Source organism: Paracoccus sp. L-17 (assembly GCF_056857655.1).
The window spans coordinates 268,342-285,299 of the sequence record NZ_JBSXNM010000046.1 but is presented as its reverse complement, the minus strand read 5'-3'; the positions used below and the strand labels follow the sequence as shown (position 1 = coordinate 285,299).

General features: G+C 67.0%; 16 protein-coding genes. 4 read left to right on the top strand and 12 right to left on the bottom strand.

Annotated elements, in window-relative coordinates; translation table 11 throughout:
• Positions 1-46: 46 nt before the first annotated feature.
• From AC13CR_RS18290 to pobA, 12 genes are all read right to left on the bottom strand, one after another.
• Positions 47-796 (bottom strand): WecB/TagA/CpsF family glycosyltransferase, encoded by a 750-nt coding sequence (locus tag AC13CR_RS18290; RefSeq protein WP_292955705.1) that lies wholly within the window; start codon positions 794-796, stop codon positions 47-49.
• Between the two features lie 95 nt (positions 797-891).
• On the bottom strand, positions 892-1,218 hold the full coding sequence (locus AC13CR_RS18285; protein ID WP_292955702.1) for a DUF1330 domain-containing protein: 327 nt from the start codon (positions 1,216-1,218) through the stop codon (positions 892-894).
• Positions 1,219-1,391: 173 nt separating this feature from the next.
• The gene (locus tag AC13CR_RS18280; protein WP_292955699.1) at positions 1,392-2,711 is read right to left on the bottom strand and encodes a TRAP transporter large permease; all 1,320 of its coding nucleotides are present in this window, start codon (positions 2,709-2,711) and stop codon (positions 1,392-1,394) included.
• A complete protein-coding gene (locus AC13CR_RS18275; RefSeq protein WP_292955696.1) occupies positions 2,708-3,223 on the bottom strand; it encodes a TRAP transporter small permease in 516 nt (171 codons plus the stop codon). The genes AC13CR_RS18280 and AC13CR_RS18275 overlap by 4 nt, the downstream gene beginning before the upstream one ends.
• Positions 3,224-3,434: 211 nt before the next feature.
• Complete coding sequence (locus AC13CR_RS18270; RefSeq protein WP_292978190.1) at positions 3,435-4,451, bottom strand: TRAP transporter substrate-binding protein; 1,017 nt, start codon at positions 4,449-4,451, stop codon at positions 3,435-3,437.
• Between the two features lie 20 nt (positions 4,452-4,471).
• Complete coding sequence (locus AC13CR_RS18265; RefSeq protein ID WP_292955690.1) at positions 4,472-5,755, bottom strand: lyase family protein; 1,284 nt, start codon at positions 5,753-5,755, stop codon at positions 4,472-4,474.
• The gene (locus tag AC13CR_RS18260) at positions 5,752-6,585 is read right to left on the bottom strand and encodes a 3-oxoadipate:acetyl-CoA acetyltransferase (protein ID WP_293014228.1); all 834 of its coding nucleotides are present in this window, start codon (positions 6,583-6,585) and stop codon (positions 5,752-5,754) included. The genes AC13CR_RS18265 and AC13CR_RS18260 overlap by 4 nt, the downstream gene beginning before the upstream one ends.
• A gap of 9 nt (positions 6,586-6,594) precedes the next feature.
• A complete protein-coding gene (gene pcaG, locus AC13CR_RS18255; RefSeq protein WP_292955684.1) occupies positions 6,595-7,218 on the bottom strand; it encodes a protocatechuate 3,4-dioxygenase subunit alpha in 624 nt (207 codons plus the stop codon).
• The gene (gene pcaH, locus AC13CR_RS18250) at positions 7,218-7,940 is read right to left on the bottom strand and encodes a protocatechuate 3,4-dioxygenase subunit beta (RefSeq protein WP_292955681.1); all 723 of its coding nucleotides are present in this window, start codon (positions 7,938-7,940) and stop codon (positions 7,218-7,220) included. The genes pcaG and pcaH overlap by 1 nt, the downstream gene beginning before the upstream one ends.
• Positions 7,937-8,332, bottom strand: a complete 396-nt coding sequence (gene pcaC, locus AC13CR_RS18245; RefSeq protein ID WP_292955678.1) for a 4-carboxymuconolactone decarboxylase — start codon at positions 8,330-8,332, stop codon at positions 7,937-7,939. The genes pcaH and pcaC overlap by 4 nt, the downstream gene beginning before the upstream one ends.
• The gene (gene pcaD, locus AC13CR_RS18240) at positions 8,325-9,113 is read right to left on the bottom strand and encodes a 3-oxoadipate enol-lactonase (protein WP_446236279.1); all 789 of its coding nucleotides are present in this window, start codon (positions 9,111-9,113) and stop codon (positions 8,325-8,327) included. The genes pcaC and pcaD overlap by 8 nt, the downstream gene beginning before the upstream one ends.
• Positions 9,113-10,282: a 4-hydroxybenzoate 3-monooxygenase gene (gene pobA / locus AC13CR_RS18235; RefSeq protein WP_446236280.1), complete on the bottom strand. Its 1,170-nt coding sequence runs from the start codon at positions 10,280-10,282 to the stop codon at positions 9,113-9,115. The genes pcaD and pobA overlap by 1 nt, the downstream gene beginning before the upstream one ends.
• A gap of 93 nt (positions 10,283-10,375) precedes the next feature.
• Between pobA and pcaQ the strand changes: the two genes are divergently transcribed.
• The 4 genes from pcaQ (at position 10,376) to AC13CR_RS18215 (ending at position 16,937) form a co-directional block, all read left to right on the top strand.
• Positions 10,376-11,293 carry a pca operon transcription factor PcaQ gene (gene pcaQ / locus AC13CR_RS18230; protein WP_292955669.1) on the top strand — a complete coding sequence of 306 codons (918 nt, stop codon included), beginning with the start codon at positions 10,376-10,378 and terminating at the stop codon, positions 11,291-11,293.
• A gap of 154 nt (positions 11,294-11,447) precedes the next feature.
• Positions 11,448-12,824, top strand: coding sequence for an efflux RND transporter periplasmic adaptor subunit (locus AC13CR_RS18225; RefSeq protein WP_292955666.1), 1,377 nt, complete (start codon positions 11,448-11,450; stop codon positions 12,822-12,824).
• A 36-nt stretch (positions 12,825-12,860) separates the two neighbouring features.
• Complete coding sequence (locus AC13CR_RS18220; protein WP_292955663.1) at positions 12,861-15,959, top strand: efflux RND transporter permease subunit; 3,099 nt, start codon at positions 12,861-12,863, stop codon at positions 15,957-15,959.
• A gap of 90 nt (positions 15,960-16,049) precedes the next feature.
• Positions 16,050-16,937, top strand: coding sequence for a LysR family transcriptional regulator (locus AC13CR_RS18215; protein WP_446232190.1), 888 nt, complete (start codon positions 16,050-16,052; stop codon positions 16,935-16,937).
• Positions 16,938-16,958: the final 21 nt, after the last annotated feature.

Below are 16,958 nucleotides of genomic sequence, written 5' to 3'. Positions count from 1 at the left end.
ATGGGACCGGCGGTTGTTCACTGCCGGTTTTTTCCTGCCTCGACTGCTAGCGGCGCAGCTTCAGCGCCGCGGCCAGTTCCGCCGGCAGGATCGCCGCGCAGCGCGCATAGCGCGGCATCAGGCGGCGCGGGGCCGTGGCCATGCGCCATGCCCATTCCATCGCCAGCCGGCGCACCCACAACGGCGCGCGGCGCTGGTTCCCGGCCAGGAAATCCAGCCCTGCGCCGATCGAGGCAAAGCCCACCTCCGGTGTTTCGCGCCGACCCCGCGCCGCCAGCAGTTCCTGCTTTGGCGCCCCAAGCGCCAGAAAACACAACCTTGCGCCCGATGCCTGGACCTCTTCCAGCAATCGTCCGGCCGAGGGGCTTGCCGGATCGAAACCCATCGGCGGCGCGATCCGGGCCGCGATGGTGATACCCGGCGCTGCACGGCTCAGGCTTTCGGCGGCCGCGTCCAGCGCCGCCATCGTCGAGCCGACAAGCGCGATGGGTGCGTCTTCCGCTGCGGCAAGCCGCGCCAGCGGAATCACGATGTCCGATCCGGGAACCAGCGTGACCGGCCGCCCGGCACACCGCGACAGCCAGACCACGGGATTGCCGTCGGCGCAGACCAGATCCTGTTCCGCATAGGCCTGGCGGAATTGGGGATCGCTGCGCAACTTGACCAGATGATCCAGGTTCAGCGTGGCCAGCGCGAAACCCTCGCCCTTGTGCAGCCGACGCGCGATTTCGGTCATCAGGGCGGGCATGTCCGGCAGGTTGATCCGGATCGTCCGTCCCTCGTAACTGAACTGCATCACCTCGCGCACTCCACCCTCGCCGCAGCCGTCAGGAGGGCCGCGTTGCCGCCCCCTCTGTGACATGTCCGCGAGGCATCGACAATCTGCCTGATCTATCCCTTGGGCAGATAGGGAATGCCGCCGGCAAGGTCGCTGTCGTCGATGACGTGAAAATCGCTGACGCTGCCCTTTCTGCGGCCTTCCGCGAAGGGGGCGTATTCGGGATCCTCGGCAAAGGCGCGGACCGCCTCGCGCGAGGGGAATTCGATCAGCGCGATCAACGTGCAGCCCGGCGGCGTGCCCTCGATCGTCTCGATATTGCCGCTGCGCGACAGATAGCGGCCGCCGTGCTTGGCCGCGATCTCGTGGACCTTCGCGGCATAGCCCGGCACCCAGGCATCGTCCGTCACGGTGACATTCGCGATCAGATAGACCGGCATCCTGCTTTCCCTCCCTTGCATGATCCGTGCGGCTGCCAGCCTAAATCCGAACATGTCCCCGACCAAGCCCGCCATAGGGCTGAGTATTCGTCCCGATTCTCGGTCGGCACGATCGGCCGACAACGCGGCACCCAGGGTGACGGGTCTTGCGAACTTCTGCCTTCTGCGAAATTTCAGCCCAGCAGCCGCACCAGCCCCAGCGTGACGACCGGAAAGGCGATCAGCGCGGCGATGCGGATGATGTCGCTGATCAGGAAAGGCAGGACGCCGCGGAAGCTTTCGATCATCGGCACGTCCCTTGCCATGCCGTTGATGACGAAGACGTTCATGCCCACCGGCGGCGTGATCAGGCCCACCTCGACCACCACGACCGAGAGGATTCCGAACCAGATCAGGGTCTCCTCGCGCGGCATCCCGAAATCGAGACCCGCGATGATCGGATAGAAGATCGGGATGGTCAGCAGCAGCATGGACATCGAATCCATGACGCAGCCCAGCACCAGATACAGCGCCAGCATCGCCAGCAGGACCAGCATCGGCGTCAGGCCGGAATTCCGGATCGCTTCCGCCAGCAGCATCGGCGTCCGGGTCTGGGCCAGAAAGGCGTTGAAGGTCTCGGCCCCCAGCAGGATCAGGAAGATCATGGCCGAGGTCGTGGCCGTGCCGCGCAGGCATCGCGCGATCCCCGTCAGCCGCATCCCGCCATGCAGCACCGCAAGGACACCGGTGCCGAAGGCGCCGACCGCCGCCGCTTCGGTGGGCGTGAACCAGCCGCGATACATCCCGACGATGACCAGCGCGAAGATCACGATCAGCGACCACGTCTCGCGCAGCGCGCCCATCCGCTGAGCCCATGTCGCGCGTGGGCCGGCCGGACCGTCATCGGGATTGCGGGCGACGAAGATGGCGATCGCGGCCATGTAGCCAAGCGCGGCCAGCACGCCCGGCACCATCGCCGCCACGAACATGGTGGCGATGCTCATCTCGGCCATCAGCGCATAGAGGACCAGGATCACCGACGGCGGGATCAGGATGCCCAGCGTGCCGCCCGCCGCCAGCGAGCCTGTGGCCAGCGCGCCGCTGTAATTGTATCGCTTCATCTCGGGCAGGGCGACCTGTCCCATGGTGGCGGCGGTCGCCAGCGAGGATCCGCAGATCGCGCCGAAGGCCGCGCATCCGCCGATCGAGGCCATCGCCAGTCCGCCCTTGCGATGGCCCAGAAAGGCAGCGGCGGTGCGGTACAGCGCCCGGCTCATCCCGGCCTGCGTGGCGAATTCGCCCATCAGCACGAAAAGCGGGATGACCGACAGCGAATAGGTCGAGAACTGGTAGTAGGTCGAGGTTTTCAGGAATGCCAGCAGCGGCGACACACCGGTCCATGCGGCATATCCGCCGACGCCCACCGTCATCATCGCGACCCCGATGGGGACACGGATGGCCATCAGCGCCAGCAGCACCGCGAAACCCGTCAGCCCGGCGGCGACGCCGCTCATGCGCGGGCCTTTCCCAGATGGCCGATCATGGTCGCGGCGCAGGTGGCGACCAGCAGCGCCATGGCCGGCAGGATGACGATGAAGCTCCACCACACCGGAATGCGCAAGACCATGGACTGCTCGCCATATTGGCGCATCTCCAGCCCGCCGGGGATCATCCGCCAGAACAGCAGCGCGGCAATCAGCAGGTAGAGCAGATCGCCCAGGGCCTCCAGCCGGTGGTTGAGGCGCGGGCTGGCGTTCTGGGTAAAGAAATCGACCAGGACGTTGCCGCCGGTGGACTGGCACCAGGGCAGAAAGCAGAAGATGGCGATGGCGCTGCCGATCTCGACCAGTTCGAAATCACCGGGAATGGGCGCGCCCAGCAGGCTGCGCCGGGTGACGCTGATCACGGTCATCAGCATCATCGCCAGCAGGGTGATTCCGCCCAAAGCGGCGAACCATCGGCACAGGGCCGACAGCCATCGCGGCAGCGGCACCGGATGGGGGCGTTCGGTCGGATCGTCGCTCATGGCCGTCTCCCTTGAACATGTGCAGATCGGACGCCGCGGGCCGTCACGCTGCCCGGAAGGTATCCGCCCGGCCGCGGCCTGGATCGGGGCCGGGCGCGGGGCCGGGCGCGGCGAGGGGATGGGGATGGATCGCAGCGCAGGGCGCCCGACATGCCCGGTCGCAGCGCCCGCCCCAAGGGCCCCGCGCGCGGGGCCTTGCCCTGCCGCAGCCCTATTTGCCCCGTGCCCCGGCCAGCATCGCCTTGGCATCGTCCAGCATCGCCTGACCGTTTTCGCCCATGGATTTCACCCAGGCGTCGATCACGGGCTGACTGGCCTGTTGCCATTCGCCCAGGCGATCCTCGGGAATCACGACGATATTGTGACCCGCGTCGACCGCCTTCTGACGCTCGGCCGCCTCGGCCTTGTCGAAGGCTTCGCCGGCCAGCGCCGCCAGCGCCGCGCCGGAATTGTCGTCGATCACCTTTTTCAGATCGTCGGGGAGATTGTCGTATTTCGCCTTGTTCATCACCAGCGCCATGACCGAGGTGGACAACCCGCCATTCTCGGTTCCGAATTCGGTGTGATCCTGCGTCACGTTCTCGATGCGCAGGCTGCCGAAAACCTCCCAGGGAATCACCGCGCCGTCGATGACGCCGGTCGTCAGCGCCTGCGGCACCTCGGGGACCGGCATCCCGACGGCGGTCGCGCCAAGCGCGTTCAGCCCGTCGGTCATGGTGCGCGAGGGGGCGCGGATCTTCAGACCCTTCAGGTCGGCCATCGACTGGATCGGCTTGCCCTTGGTGTGGAACTTGTAGGCGGCGGGGGCGTGGATCAGCAGGGGTTTCACATCCTTCAGCTCATCGCCCATGTATTTCGTCTGGTATTCCTGCAAGGCCATCGTCGTCTCGGTCGCGGTGCCGGACATGAAGGGCAACTCGAACGCCTCCGAGGCCGGGAACCGGCCCGGCGTATAGCCCAGCAGCGTCCAGGCCACGTCCACCACGCCGTCGCGGGCCTGATCGAAAAGCTGCGGCGGCTTGCCGCCCAGCTGCATCGACGGATAGATCTGCACGTCGATCCGGCCGCCCGATTGTTCCTCGACCGCCTTTTCCCACGGCTCCAGCACGCCCTTCTGGATCGGCGCGTCGGCCGACAGAAAGTGCTGCACGCGCAGGGTTACCTCTTGCGCGGCGCCCGCGCCGGACATCGCGGCCAGCGTGACACTGGCGATCAGCAAGGTCTTCATGATCTCTCCTCCCTTTGGTTCTATGACAGCCGGGCCTGCATCGCGGCATCGCCCGTATTCGCCTCTGGCGCGAGGATTCGCGACCAGTCATGGCCGGGGGCCAGCCGCGCCAGCGCCCCCGCCAGGGTTTCGGTCTCGTCGGTGGCCAGTTCTGCCAGCGCAGCGGCGACGATCTTCAGCGCATCGCCGCGTGGCATCTGGCGGGCAAGATGAAAGCCCGCCGCCTCGGCCAGCATCGCGCCGCGATCGGCCGCGAAGGTCGCGGCGATCCGATCCGGGCGCGGGGTCAGGCTGCGGGCCAGGTCCAGGGCCAGTCGCAAGGCCGCGCCGGTCCGGATCATCATGTCGGGCAGCACCTGCCATTCGATCGCCAGCGCGCTGCCATCGCGTTCCTGGGCATGGATCATCGCCTGATGCAGCGTTCCCACCGCCCCCGCGTTCAGCCGCGCCAGCGCCACCAGCGCCTCGGCCGCGACCGGGTTGGATTTCTGCGGCATGGTCGATGATGCCCCGCCCGTGCCCGCCGCAACCTCGCTGATTTCCGATTGACCCAGCAGGATCAGATCGGCCCCCATCTTGCCCAGCGTCCCGGTGACCAGCGCCAGCCAGCCGCCCAGTTCGCAGATCGCATCGCGGGTTGCGTGCCAGGCCACATCCGGCGCGCCCAGGCCAAGTTCCTCGGCCATGGCGGCCCGGACCGCCCCCATCTGCGGGCTCAGCGCGGCGCCGGTGCCGGCGGCGCCGTGAAGCGAGACGTTCAGAAGGCGCGGCCGCAACTGATCCAGCCGCAGCCGGTGTCGGGGCAGGGGCGCGCGCCAGACGGCGATCTTCGCGCCCAGGGTGGTTGGCGCGGCAATCTGGTATCGCGTGCGTGCAGGGATCGGCAGACCGGCATGGTCGCGCGCCTTTCGATGCAGGACGGCCTCCAGATCGGCCAGCCGATCCTCGACAATCCGCAGGGCATCGCGCAGTTGCAGCACCAGCCCGGTATCCTGGATATCCTGGGAGGTCGCGCCGAAATGCGCCCAGGCACCATCCCCGCCACAGGCGGATTTCAGGGCGGCGATCACCGGCTGCGCCGCGATGCCCGCCGCAGCCATGCCTGCCGCCAGTTCGGACGGGTCCGGCCGCAGATTCTCGGCTGTTTCGGAAACCGACCCCGACGCCGTTTCGGGGATGATCCCGAGCCTTCCCTGCGCGCGCGCCAGCGCGGCCTCGGCCTTCAGCATGGCGGCGATCTGGGCGCGGGCGCCCATGGCACGGCCCAGTTCCTCATCCCCGAAAAGACCGTCGGTCAGGGTCATGCGGCCCGCAATCCCAGGATCTGCCGCGCCTGCGCCGGGCTGGCCACGGGGCGGTCATACCGGCTGCACAGATCAGCCGCCCGCTGCACCAGCGCCGCGTTCGACGGGGCCAGCGTCTTGCGGTCCAGTCGCACGTTGTCCTCAAGACCCGTCCGGGCATGGCCGCCCGTCGAGATCGCCCATTCGTTCAGCACGATCTGGTTCTGGCCGATCCCGGCCGCGCACCATGCCGCATTCTCGCCGAACAGCCGCGCGACGGTGGCGCGGTAGAAGTCGAACACCGCGCGATCGACCGGCATCGCGTTCTTCACCCCCATCACGAATTGCACATAGGGCGTGTCGCGGATGCGGCCATCCTTCCACATCTTCGCGGCCTGAAAGATGTGGGACAGATCGAAGGCCTCGATCTCGGGCTTGACGTCGTGGGCAATCATTTCGCCCGCCAGCCAATCGACCAGATCGGGCGGATTGTCATAGACCCGCGTCGGAAAGTTGTTCGAGCCGACCGACAGCGACGCCATCTCGGGCGACAGCGACAGCATGCCGCCCCGCGCCCGCCCCGCACCCGACCGCCCGCCCGTGGAAAGCTGCACGATCATGCCGGGGCAATGCGTCTGGATCCCCTCTTTCAGCGCCGCGAACCGGTCGGGATCGCTGGTGGGTTTGCCCTCGTCGTCGCGGACATGGCAATGCGCGATGCTGGCGCCCGCCTCGAACGCGGCCTGCGTGCTTTCGAGCTGCTCGGACAGGGTGACCGGAACGGCGGGATTGTCGGCCTTGGTCGGAACCGAGCCGGTGATCGCCACGCAGATGATGCAGGGTTGGGACATGAGACCCCCTCAGATATCGAAGAAAACGGTTTCGTCATCGCCCTGCAGACGAATGTCGAAGCGATAGACCGGAACGCCGTCGCGATCCTCGGATTGCCGCGCGATCAGGGTGGCGCGGCGCTTTTCCCATTCGATCAGGTTGATGACCGGATCGGCGGCATTCGCGTCGGCCTCGTCAGGGAAATACATCCGCGTGTTCAACCCGATATTGATCCCGCGCGCGACGATCCACAAATTCAGATGCGGCGCCTGCACCGATCCGTTCCGCCCCGGAACCGGCCCCGGCTTCACCGTGTCGAAGCCCCATTCGCCGCTGTCGAAGTCGGTGATCACACGCCCCCAGCCGCGAAATCCGTCCTCGACCGGGCCGCCGCCCTCGGGATGGGCGTAATGCCCGTTCGCATTGGCCTGCCAGACCTCCAGCAGGACATCCTTGACCGGGCTTCCCGTGCCGTCGATGACCAGCCCCTCGACCCGGATCCGCTGTCCCTTCGCATTCGGCCCGGCGATGTCGCGGCCCAGTTCCTCGCGATAGATGTCAAAGCCCGCAGCGCCGGGCGCCAGACCGATATGGACATAGGGGCCCGCGGTCTGGGATGCGGATTCGCGCAGATAGTGCAATTCCTGTGGCATCAGTTTCCCTCCAGCCGGTTCTCGAACAGGGTCGAGCGGCGGCCGCGCAGCACAATGTCGAATTTATAGGCGATGGAATCCAGCGGGATCGTGGCGTTCAGATCCAGTTTCGCCGTCAATTGCTGGACCGCGTCCCTGTCGGGGATGGCATGGACGATGGGGCAATGCGCGATCAGCGGGTCGCCCTCGAAGTAAAGCTGGGTGATGAGTCGCTGCAGAAAGCCCGATCCGAAGACCGAGACATGGATATGGGCGGGGCGCCAGTTATTGACGCGGTTGCGCCACGGATAGGCGCCGGGCTTGATCGTGCGAAAGGCGTATTGTCCGTTCTCGTCGCTCAGCGTTCGCCCGCAGCCGCCGAAATTGGGGTCGATCGGGGCAAGATAGGTGTCCTTCTTGTGACGATAGCGCCCGCCCGAATTGGCCTGCCAGATCTCGACCAGGGTATTGGGGACCGGGCGCGCGTTTTCATCCAGCACGCGGCCATGGACGATGATCCGTTCGCCCACAGGATCGCCGGTTTTGGCGTAGTTGCGGATCAGATCGTTGTCGATCGGGTCGATGTCGGCATGGCCGAACCGCGGGCCGGTGATCTCGCTGATGGTGTTTTCCAGCGAGATCATCGGCCAGCGCGGGCTGCGGGCCACGCTGGTCTTGTATTTCGGGGTCAGCGCAGGCGGATGCAGGCTGCGGTCGCGCTGGTGGTATTCGGCGGGTTTCATTCGCTGACCTCCCCTTGCCGGGCATCCATCTGGGCATAGGTGTCCCGCGCCAGTTTCAGCGCGTGATTGGCGCGCGGCACGCCGGCATAGATCGCGACATGCTGAAACGCCTCGCGCACGTCCCGAGGGCTGGCCCCGGTCTGCGCGGTGGCACGGATATGCATTGGAATCTCTTCGAAATTGCCGGTTGCGGCCAGCAGCGCCAGCGTCAGCATGGATCGTTCGCGGCGCGTGATGCCGTCGCCGGCCCAGACGGTGCCCCAGGCGAAACGGGTGATCAGATCCTGGAACGGCGCATCCAGATCGGTTCTTTCGGCTTCGGCGCGATCGACATGGGCATCGCCCAGAACCTCGCGCCGGACCTTCATCCCTTGCGAATGGGTGTCAGACATGACCGATCTCCTTCAGGAAGCGGGTGATGATGGCGGCGTATTCGCGCGGCGTTTCCACGCAGGGAATATGGCCCGCGCCGGGGATCACGTCCATGCGCGCGCCCGGAATCAGATCGGCCGTGGCCTGCACCATCCCGGGCGGGGTGGCGCCGTCCCGATCGCCCGCGATCATCTGCACCGGCAGGCGCAGGCCGGTCGCCTGCTTGCGCAGATCGGCGGCCGCGATGGCCTCGCAGCAGGCGGCATAGCCTTCCAGGGGCTGACGCTCCAGCATCCGCTGCCAGGGCGACGCGGCCCCGCTGGCGCGGAAGCCGGCCGAGAACCAGCGCTCCATCGTCGCCGGTCCGATGCTGGCCAGACCATCGGCGCGGATGGCGGCGACCCGGTCGCGCCACATCGCCGCCTCGCCGATCTTTGCGGCGCTGTTCGACACGACCAGCCCGGCCAGCAGACCCGGATGCCGCAGCGCCAGCGACAATCCGATCAGCCCGCCGATGGACAGGCCCACGAAAACCGGCCGCGAAAGGCCGAGATGCGCGATCAGTCCGGCGGCATCATCCGCAAGCGCGTCCATGGTGCAGGGGCCGGGCGCGTCCTGCGACAGGCCGTGGCCGCGCTTGTCATATCGCACCACCCGCAGACCGTCGGGAAGATGGGGCAGCAGCCAGTCCCAGACCCGCAGATCGGTGCCCAGCGAATTGGCGAAGACCAGCGCCGGACCATCGCCGGGACCGTCATCGGCGTAATGCAGGTCAACCCCGTTGATCGTCGCGCTCAGCATCAGTATGGCAGCCCCACGTAATTTTCCGCAAAGGCGCGCTGCTGTGCGGGATTGTCGCGCAGAAAAGCCAGTTCGGCCTGCTGCATCTTCAGATCGAAGGGGTTCTGATCCGGATAGCGGTGCAGAAGACTGCTGAACCACCAGCTGAAGCGTTCGGCCTTCCAGACCCGCAGCAGCGCCCGTTCGGAATAGCGCTCGATCCCCTCGCGATCCCGTTCCTCGTAGAATTGCGCCAGCGCATGATAGAGGTAATGCACATCGCTGGCGGCAAGATTCAGTCCCTTGGCGCCGGTCGGCGGCACGATATGGGCGGCATCGCCGCACAGGAACAGCCGCCCCCACCGCATCGGCTCGGTCACGAAGGATCGCAGCGGGGCGATGGATTTCTCGATGCTCGGGCCGGTCGCCAGGCGTTCGGCGATCTCTTCGGGCAGGCGGCGGCGCAACTCGGCCCAGAAGGCGGCGTCGGTCCAGTCCTCGGGATGGTCGGACAGCGCGCACTGGATGTAGTAGCGCGACAGATTGTCGTTGCGCATCGAACACAGCGCGAAACCGCGTTCGGAATTGGCATAGATCAATTCCTCGTCGACCGGCGGCGTGCGCGACAGCACGCCAAGCCAGCCGAAAGGATAGGTCTTTTCGTATTCCCGCCGCAGATTCAGCGGGATGGCCTGACGGCTGATGCCGTGAAAGCCGTCGCAGCCGGCCACGAAGTCGCAGTCGATGCGGTGTTCCGCGCCGCTCTGCGCGTAGGTCACGAAGGGCGCGTCGCCATCGGCATCGTGGATGGCGACGTGATCGACCTCGAAGACGGTCCGCGCGCCCGTCGCCGCCCGTGCATCATAGAGATCGCGCGTCATCTCGGTCTGGCCATAGACGATCACCGGCTTGCCGGTCAGCGCCTTGAAATCGACATGAAAGATTTCGCCTCCGGCGGCGATCCGGGTGCCGTCATGCACGAAACCTTCGGCGCGAAGCCGGTTGGCGACCCCGGCCTCTTCCAGCAACGCGACCAGTCCCGATTCCAGCACGCCCGCGCGGATCCGGCCCAGCACATAGTCGCGGGTCTTGCGTTCCAGCACCACGGCCTCGATGCCGCGCTTGTGCAGAAGCTGGCCCAGAAGCAGGCCCGCCGGACCGCCGCCGATGATCACGACCTGTGCGCGCATGATGCCCTTCCTCTCTCCGGTCGCAAGACTTGCATATGGAAATCGAAAGGTAAAATGAGATATGTGGCAGAATACTTACCAGAAAGCGCAATCATGGACCGACGCATCAAGATCCGCCACTTGCAGACCTTCACCGAGATCGTGCGCCAGCGCAGTCTGAAAGGCGCGGCCCGGCGGCTTTTGCTGACCCAGCCGGCCATCTCGCGAACGCTGTCGGAACTGGAGGAAATCCTGGGCGCCGAGCTGCTGACCCGCGGCCGCGGCGGTATCGCGTTGACGCCCGAGGGCGAATTCTTCCTGCCCCATGCGCAGACCAGCCTCGCGGCGCTGGAACAGGGCCTGGCGGGAATCGCACAGGCCGGCGGCGCGGGGGTGGCGCAGATGCGACTGGGGGCGCTGCCTTCGGTCGCGGCGCGATTGATGCCCGAGGTGCTGGTCGAACTCGGTCGCATGGAGGCCGATCTGCGGCTGGTCATCACGGACGGGCCGCACGGCTATCTGACGGCGCTGCTGCGCGACGGCCAGCTTGATGCCGTGATCGGGCGGCTGGGCGCGCCCGAGACGATGCGCGGCCTCAGCTTTACCCAGCTTTATCTGGAGCGGGTGGCGGTGGTGGTGCGGCCCGGCCATCCGATCCTGGCCGATCCCGACCTGCGGCGGATCGGCGATTGGCCGGTGATCTATCCGCCGCCCGGTTCGGCCATCCGGCCATTCGTGGAACGATTGCTGATCGCGCAGGGCATCCCGGTTCCGCGGCGCCGGGTGGAAAGCGTCTCGGGCGAATTCGGCCGCGTCCAGACGCGACACAGCGACGCCATCTGGTTCATCTCGGCCGGGGTCGTGGCCCGCGACATCAGTGAAGGCACGCTGACGCGGCTGCCGGTCGAGACGGCAATGACCGAAGGCCCGATCGGCCTGATGCGGCGCGCCGATGCACGGCCTGATCCGGCGCAGGACATGTTCGCCTTGGCCGTTCGGCGGGCGCTGGCCCGGCCGGATTTTGCCGCCTGAGCAGGCACCTTGCGTCATATTCGGGCAGGTTCCGCGAAAGCGGCGTTTCGGCGGTTGTCCTTGGCCGATCCGGCCGGTAGGTTCCGGGCGATGCGCCGGCGCTCGGCCGCTTGCGTGCTTTCGACATGACAATTGATCAGGATTGGCGGGCCGCATGACGACGCTGAAACGGTTCCTTGTTCTTTCGGGTCTCTGCGCGGTTCTGGCGCAGCCCGGCGCGGCCCTGGCCCAGCAGCCCGGCGGTGGCGAGGCGCCGCCGCCGAAGGTGACGGTGGTCACGTTGCAGGCACGGGACGTGACGCTGACGGCCAGCCTGCCGGGTCGCGTCGTCGCTTCGGCCGAGGCCGAGCTGCGCCCACAGGTCGCCGGTCTCATCACCGAGCGATTGTTCGAGGAAGGCAGCCCCGTCCGCGCCGGCGATCCGCTGTACCGGATCGACCCGCGCAGCTATGAAGCCGCCCTCGCACAGGCCGAGGCATCGCTGTCGCAGGCCCAGGCGCAAGCCTCTGCCGCCGCCCGCGACGCCGAGCGGGTCGGCGCGCTGCGCGACCGCCGCGTCGCCAGCGAACAAAGCCAGGACAGTGCCATTGCCGCCCGCGACGCGGCCGAGGCGCAGGTGAAGGCCGCCGAGGCGCAGGTGCAGGCGGCGCGGATCGAGCTGGACCGGACCACGATCACCGCCCCCATAGACGGGGTGATCGGTCTGGCCCAGGCCAGTCCCGGCGCCCTGGTCACGGCTGGTCAGGCCAGCCCGCTGGCGGTGATCCGGCGCATCGATCCGGTGCGCGTGGACGTCACCCAGTCAGCGGCCGAGATCCTGCGCTGGCAGCGCCAGGGGGCCGATGCCGCGCTGCCGGCGGGCGCTGACCGCACTGTCGCGCTGCGTCTGGCCGATGGCAGCAGCTACGAATACACCGGCTCGCTGACCGCGGCCGAGCCGCGCGTGGACGAGACGACCGGAGTCGTGACCCTGCGGCTGGAATTCGCCAATCCCGACGGCTTCCTGTTGCCCGGCATGTATGTGCTGGCCGAAATTCCGCAGGGCCAGATCAAGGACGCGATCCTCGCCCCGCAAGAGGGGGTGACCCGCGACCGACGCGGCCGCCCCGTCGCCATGGTCGTGAATGCCGACAACGTGGTCGAGCAGCGGCAACTGGATATCGTGCAGGATCGCGGCAACAACTGGGTCGTTCGCGACGGCCTGTCGGCGGGCGACCGCCTGATCGTCGCCGGTCTTCAGCGTATCGGGGCGGGCATGACGGTCGCGCCCGAGGAACGCCCGGCCGATCCGGCCGGCGGCCAGCAGGGCAAGCCGGAAAAGCCGTCCGGAACGGCCAATCCCGCGCAGGCGGATCCGGGCGCATCCGGTGACGATGCCTCCGGCGCACCGGCCTCGGACAATGCCGCGACCGGGAGGGATGCGACCGGCAACGCAAGCAAGGCCGAAACGGCGGGCGCCTTGTCCCAGGGCGCGAATGCCCGGGACGGGTCGGCCGCACCGGCCCCGGACGCGCAGCCCGCCGCCGAATGAACCGCTTCTGACCACGCCCGGATAGGACGATTTCCCATGGCCCGCTTCTTCATCGACCGTCCGGTTTTCGCCTGGGTGATCTCGATCCTGATCATGGGCGTGGGCGTGCTGTCGATCCTGACCCTGCCCATTGCCCAATATCCGCAGATCGCGCCGCCCTCGGTCGCGATCCGGGCCGCCTATCCGGGCGCGTCGGCCGATACCGTCGCCAATACCGTGACCCAGATCATCGAACAGCAGATGACCGGACTGGACGGGCTGCGCTATATCTCGTCGTCGTCCAGTTCCTCGGGCACCTCGCAGACCACGCTGACCTTCGAGACCGGGACCGATGCCGACATCGCCCAGGTCCAGGTCCAGAACAAGCTGTCCCAGGCCACGCCGCTGCTGCCCGAGGCCGTGCAGAGGCAGGGCGTGACGGCGCAGAAATCCTCGGCCGGGTTCCTGATGGTCGTGGGCCTGATCGGGGACGAGAATTACGACCAGACCGACCTGTCGGACTATCTGGTCACGAATCTCGTCGATGATCTCAGCCGGATCGAGGGCGTGGGCAGCGTGCAGGTCTTTGGCGCGAAATACGCAATGCGGATCTGGCTGGATCCGTCGAAACTGGCCAATTACCAGATCACGCCATCCGATGTCGTCGCCGCGGTCTCGGCCCAGAACACGCAGATTTCGGCCGGCGCCTTCGGCAGCCAGCCCGCGCCCGAGGGTCAGCAGCTCAACGCCACCGTCACCGCGCAATCGCTGCTGTCCACGCCCGAGGATTTCCGCCAGATCGTGCTGCGGGCCGAGGAAAGCGGCGGCCTCGTGTTGCTGCGCGACGTGGCCCGCGTCGAGATCGGGGCCGAGAATTACAGCACGGCGGGAACCTATAACGGGCGCCCCTCATCGGGGATGGCGATCAGTCTTGCGCCGGGTGCCAATGCGCTGGACACGGCCAATCTGGTCAAGGCGCGGATGGCGGAATTCGCCCGGTTCTTCCCCGAAGGCGTGGACTACGTGATCCCCTTCGACACCTCGCCCTTCGTCAAGATCTCGATCGAGGAGGTGGTCAAGACCCTGATCGAGGCCATCGCGCTGGTTACCGTGGTGATGTTCGTCTTCCTGCAAAGCTGGCGCGCGACGCTGATCCCGACCCTGGCCGTGCCCATCGTCCTGCTGGGGACGTTCGGGATCATGGCCGTCTTCGGCTTTACCATCAACACCCTGACCATGCTGGCCATGGTTCTGGCGATCGGCCTTCTGGTCGACGACGCCATCGTCGTGGTCGAGAATGTCGAACGCATCATGGAGGAAGAAGGACTTTCCCCGCGCGAGGCGACGCGCAAATCCATGGGCCAGATCACCGGCGCGCTGGTCGGCATTGCGCTGGTGCTGTCGGCGGTCTTCGTGCCGATGGCGTTCTTTCCCGGCTCGACCGGCGTGATCTATCAGCAATTCGCGATCACGATCGTCTCGGCCATGGCGCTGTCGGTGGTCGTCGCGCTGACCCTGACGCCGGCGCTCTGCGCGCAGCTTCTGAAACCCGCGCATGGCAAGAGGCGCGGGTTCTTCGGGCTGTTCAACCGCGGCTTCGACGGCACCACGCGCGGCTATACCGGCCTTGTCGGCTGGATCGTGCGCCGGCCGCTGCGGGTGCTGCTGATCTATGCCGCCCTTGGTGCGGCGATGGTCTTTCTGTTCCTGCGCACGCCCGAAGGTTTTCTGCCGGATGAGGATCAGGGCATCATGTTCGTGCTGGTGAACGGGCCGACCGGGGCCACGACCGAACGGACCAGGGCGGTTCTGGATCAGGTCGAGAATTACTTCATGAACGAGGAAGGCGATGTGGTCGACAGCATGTTCGCCGTCGCCGGGTTCAGTTTCGCGGGGCAGGGTCAGAACGTGGGCATCGCCTTCGTGCGGCTGAAGGACTGGAACCAGCGTCCCGATCCGTCGCAGTCGGTGCAGGCGCTGGCGGGCCGGGCCTTCGGCGCGCTGAGCCAGATCCGGGACGCGATGGTGTTCCCGATCGTGCCGCCCTCGGTGATCGAGCTTGGCAATGTCTCGGGCTTCGACTTCTACCTTCAGGCGCGCGGCGGCCAGAGCCACGAACAACTGCTGGAGGCGCGCAACCAGTTGCTGGGAATGGCGGCCCAGAGCCCGCTGATCGCGCAGGCCCGTCCCTCGGGCCTGGAAGACGCGGCGCAGTTCAATCTCGACATCGACTGGCGCAAGGCGGGGGCGATGGGGGTGACGGCCGACAACGTGGCCACGCTGCTTCAGATCGCCTGGACCGGCGCCTATGTGAATGATTTCGTCGATCGTGGCCGGATCAAGCGGGTCTATGTCCAGGGCGAGGCGGATTCGCGCGCCGGACCCTCGGATCTGGACAAGTGGCGGGTGCGCAACGCAACCGGCGGGCTGGTGCCGTTCGCGAACTTCGCGGAGGGCGAATGGACCTTCGGGCCGCAGGGTCTGAACCGCTATAACGGCATTCCTTCGATGCAGATCCAGGGCAGTCCCGCGCCGGGTGTGTCCTCGGGCGACGCCATGGCCGAGATCGAGCGGCTGGTCGGCCAGTTGCCCGGCGGTTTCGATGTCGCATGGACGGGCCTGTCGCTGGAGGAACGGCAGGCCGGGGACCAGACGATGCTGCTTTATGCGCTGTCGCTGGCCGCCGTGTTCCTGTGCCTGGCGGCGCTTTACGAAAGCTGGTCGATCCCGCTGGCGGTGATCCTGGTCATGCCCATCGGAATCCTCGGCGCCCTTGCCGGCGCCTGGGCGGGGGCCTTCGACAACGGGGTCTTCTTCCAGGTCGGATTGCTGACGGTGATCGGGCTGACCGGCAAGAACGCGATCCTCATCGTCGAATTCGCGCGCGAGCAGTCGCAGGCCGGGATGCCGCTGTTCAAGGCCGTGGTCGAGGCCGCGCGCCAGCGGTTCCGCCCGATCATCATGACCTCGATCGCCTTTTCGCTGGGTGTCCTGCCGCTGGTCCTGTCTTCGGGCGCGGGCGCGAACGGGCGCAACGCCATCGGCGCGACCGTGCTGGGCGGAACCCTGGCCGCCACCGCGTTGGGTATCCTGTTCGCGCCGCTGTTCTACGTGCTGATGCGCCGCCTGCTGGGCCGCAAGGACCAGTTCGACTGAGGCCGGGGATGGCCGCGCGTCTCTTCACGCCGCGGCGCGCGGCCCTTGGATACGACCCGCGGGCCTTGCCTGCCTCTGGGAGAGACCGCCTTGATCGACAAGCTGGAAATGTTCCTTGCCGTCGCGAAAGAACGTCATTTCGGCCGCGCCGCCACCAGCCTGGGCATAACCCAGCCCACCCTGTCTGCCGGCATCAAGCAGCTTGAGGAACAGCTTGGCGTCCTGCTGATCTTTAGAGGCTCGCGCTTTGGCGGCCTGACGCCCGAGGGGCAGGCGGCACTGATCTGGGCACGCAGGATCGTCGGCGACAGCCGCCAGTTGCGCGAAGAGATGCGGGCCACCCGGCACGGCCTGTCGGGACGGTTGCGCATCGCTGTCATCCCGACCGCGCTGACCTGGGCCACGCGGATCAGCGCCCGCTTCGGCCGGGCCCATCCGAACGTCGCCTTCACCATCCTGTCGCGCAATTCGGTCGAGATTTTGCAGATGATCGACGATCTCGACGTCGATGCGGGGATTTCCTATCTGGACAACGAACCGCTGGGCAAGGTCTCGACCGTGCCGCTTTACGACGAACGCTACATGCTGGTCTGCGACCCGGGCAGCGATCTGGCGGGTCGCGATCGCGTGGCATGGGCTGATCTGGACGGGCAGCGGCTGTGCCTGCTGACCTCGGACATGCAGAACCGGCGGATCATCAATCGCAACCTTTCGGCCGCCGGGGTGACGCCGCAGGCCAGCGTCGAATCCGGCTCGACCGTGGTGCTGGTCTCCCATGTGGTCGAGGGGGGCTGGGTCACCATCCTGCCCGAGGATATCGCCGCCTTTCTGGGCCACGGCAAGAACCTGCGCCTGATCCCGCTGGAAAAGCCGCAGACGATTCACGCCGTGGGTCTGGTCGCGCCGTGGCGCGAACCGCATACGCCGGTGCTGGAGGCGCTGTTGGCCGAGGCGCGGCGGCTGGTTGTCGATAGGTAATTTCTATCGACTGACGGAATT

What these genes read in the sequence shown, in the direction of transcription:
- AC13CR_RS18290 (WP_292955705.1), bottom strand. Translation starts at nt 796, where the DNA reads ATGCAGTTCAGTTACGAGGGACGGACGATCCGGATCAACCTGCCGGAC.
- AC13CR_RS18285 (WP_292955702.1), bottom strand. Translation starts at nt 1,218, where the DNA reads ATGCCGGTCTATCTGATCGCGAATGTCACCGTGACGGACGATGCCTGG.
- AC13CR_RS18280 (WP_292955699.1), bottom strand. Translation starts at nt 2,711, where the DNA reads ATGAGCGGCGTCGCCGCCGGGCTGACGGGTTTCGCGGTGCTGCTGGCG.
- AC13CR_RS18275 (WP_292955696.1), bottom strand. Translation starts at nt 3,223, where the DNA reads ATGAGCGACGATCCGACCGAACGCCCCCATCCGGTGCCGCTGCCGCGA.
- AC13CR_RS18270 (WP_292978190.1), bottom strand. Translation starts at nt 4,451, where the DNA reads ATGAAGACCTTGCTGATCGCCAGTGTCACGCTGGCCGCGATGTCCGGC.
- AC13CR_RS18265 (WP_292955690.1), bottom strand. Translation starts at nt 5,755, where the DNA reads ATGACCCTGACCGACGGTCTTTTCGGGGATGAGGAACTGGGCCGTGCC.
- AC13CR_RS18260 (WP_293014228.1), bottom strand. Translation starts at nt 6,585, where the DNA reads ATGTCCCAACCCTGCATCATCTGCGTGGCGATCACCGGCTCGGTTCCG.
- pcaG (WP_292955684.1), bottom strand. Translation starts at nt 7,218, where the DNA reads ATGCCACAGGAATTGCACTATCTGCGCGAATCCGCATCCCAGACCGCG.
- pcaH (WP_292955681.1), bottom strand. Translation starts at nt 7,940, where the DNA reads ATGAAACCCGCCGAATACCACCAGCGCGACCGCAGCCTGCATCCGCCT.
- pcaC (WP_292955678.1), bottom strand. Translation starts at nt 8,332, where the DNA reads ATGTCTGACACCCATTCGCAAGGGATGAAGGTCCGGCGCGAGGTTCTG.
- pcaD (WP_446236279.1), bottom strand. Translation starts at nt 9,113, where the DNA reads ATGCTGAGCGCGACGATCAACGGGGTTGACCTGCATTACGCCGATGAC.
- pobA (WP_446236280.1), bottom strand. Translation starts at nt 10,282, where the DNA reads ATGCGCGCACAGGTCGTGATCATCGGCGGCGGTCCGGCGGGCCTGCTT.
- pcaQ (WP_292955669.1), top strand. Translation starts at nt 10,376, where the DNA reads ATGGACCGACGCATCAAGATCCGCCACTTGCAGACCTTCACCGAGATC.
- AC13CR_RS18225 (WP_292955666.1), top strand. Translation starts at nt 11,448, where the DNA reads ATGACGACGCTGAAACGGTTCCTTGTTCTTTCGGGTCTCTGCGCGGTT.
- AC13CR_RS18220 (WP_292955663.1), top strand. Translation starts at nt 12,861, where the DNA reads ATGGCCCGCTTCTTCATCGACCGTCCGGTTTTCGCCTGGGTGATCTCG.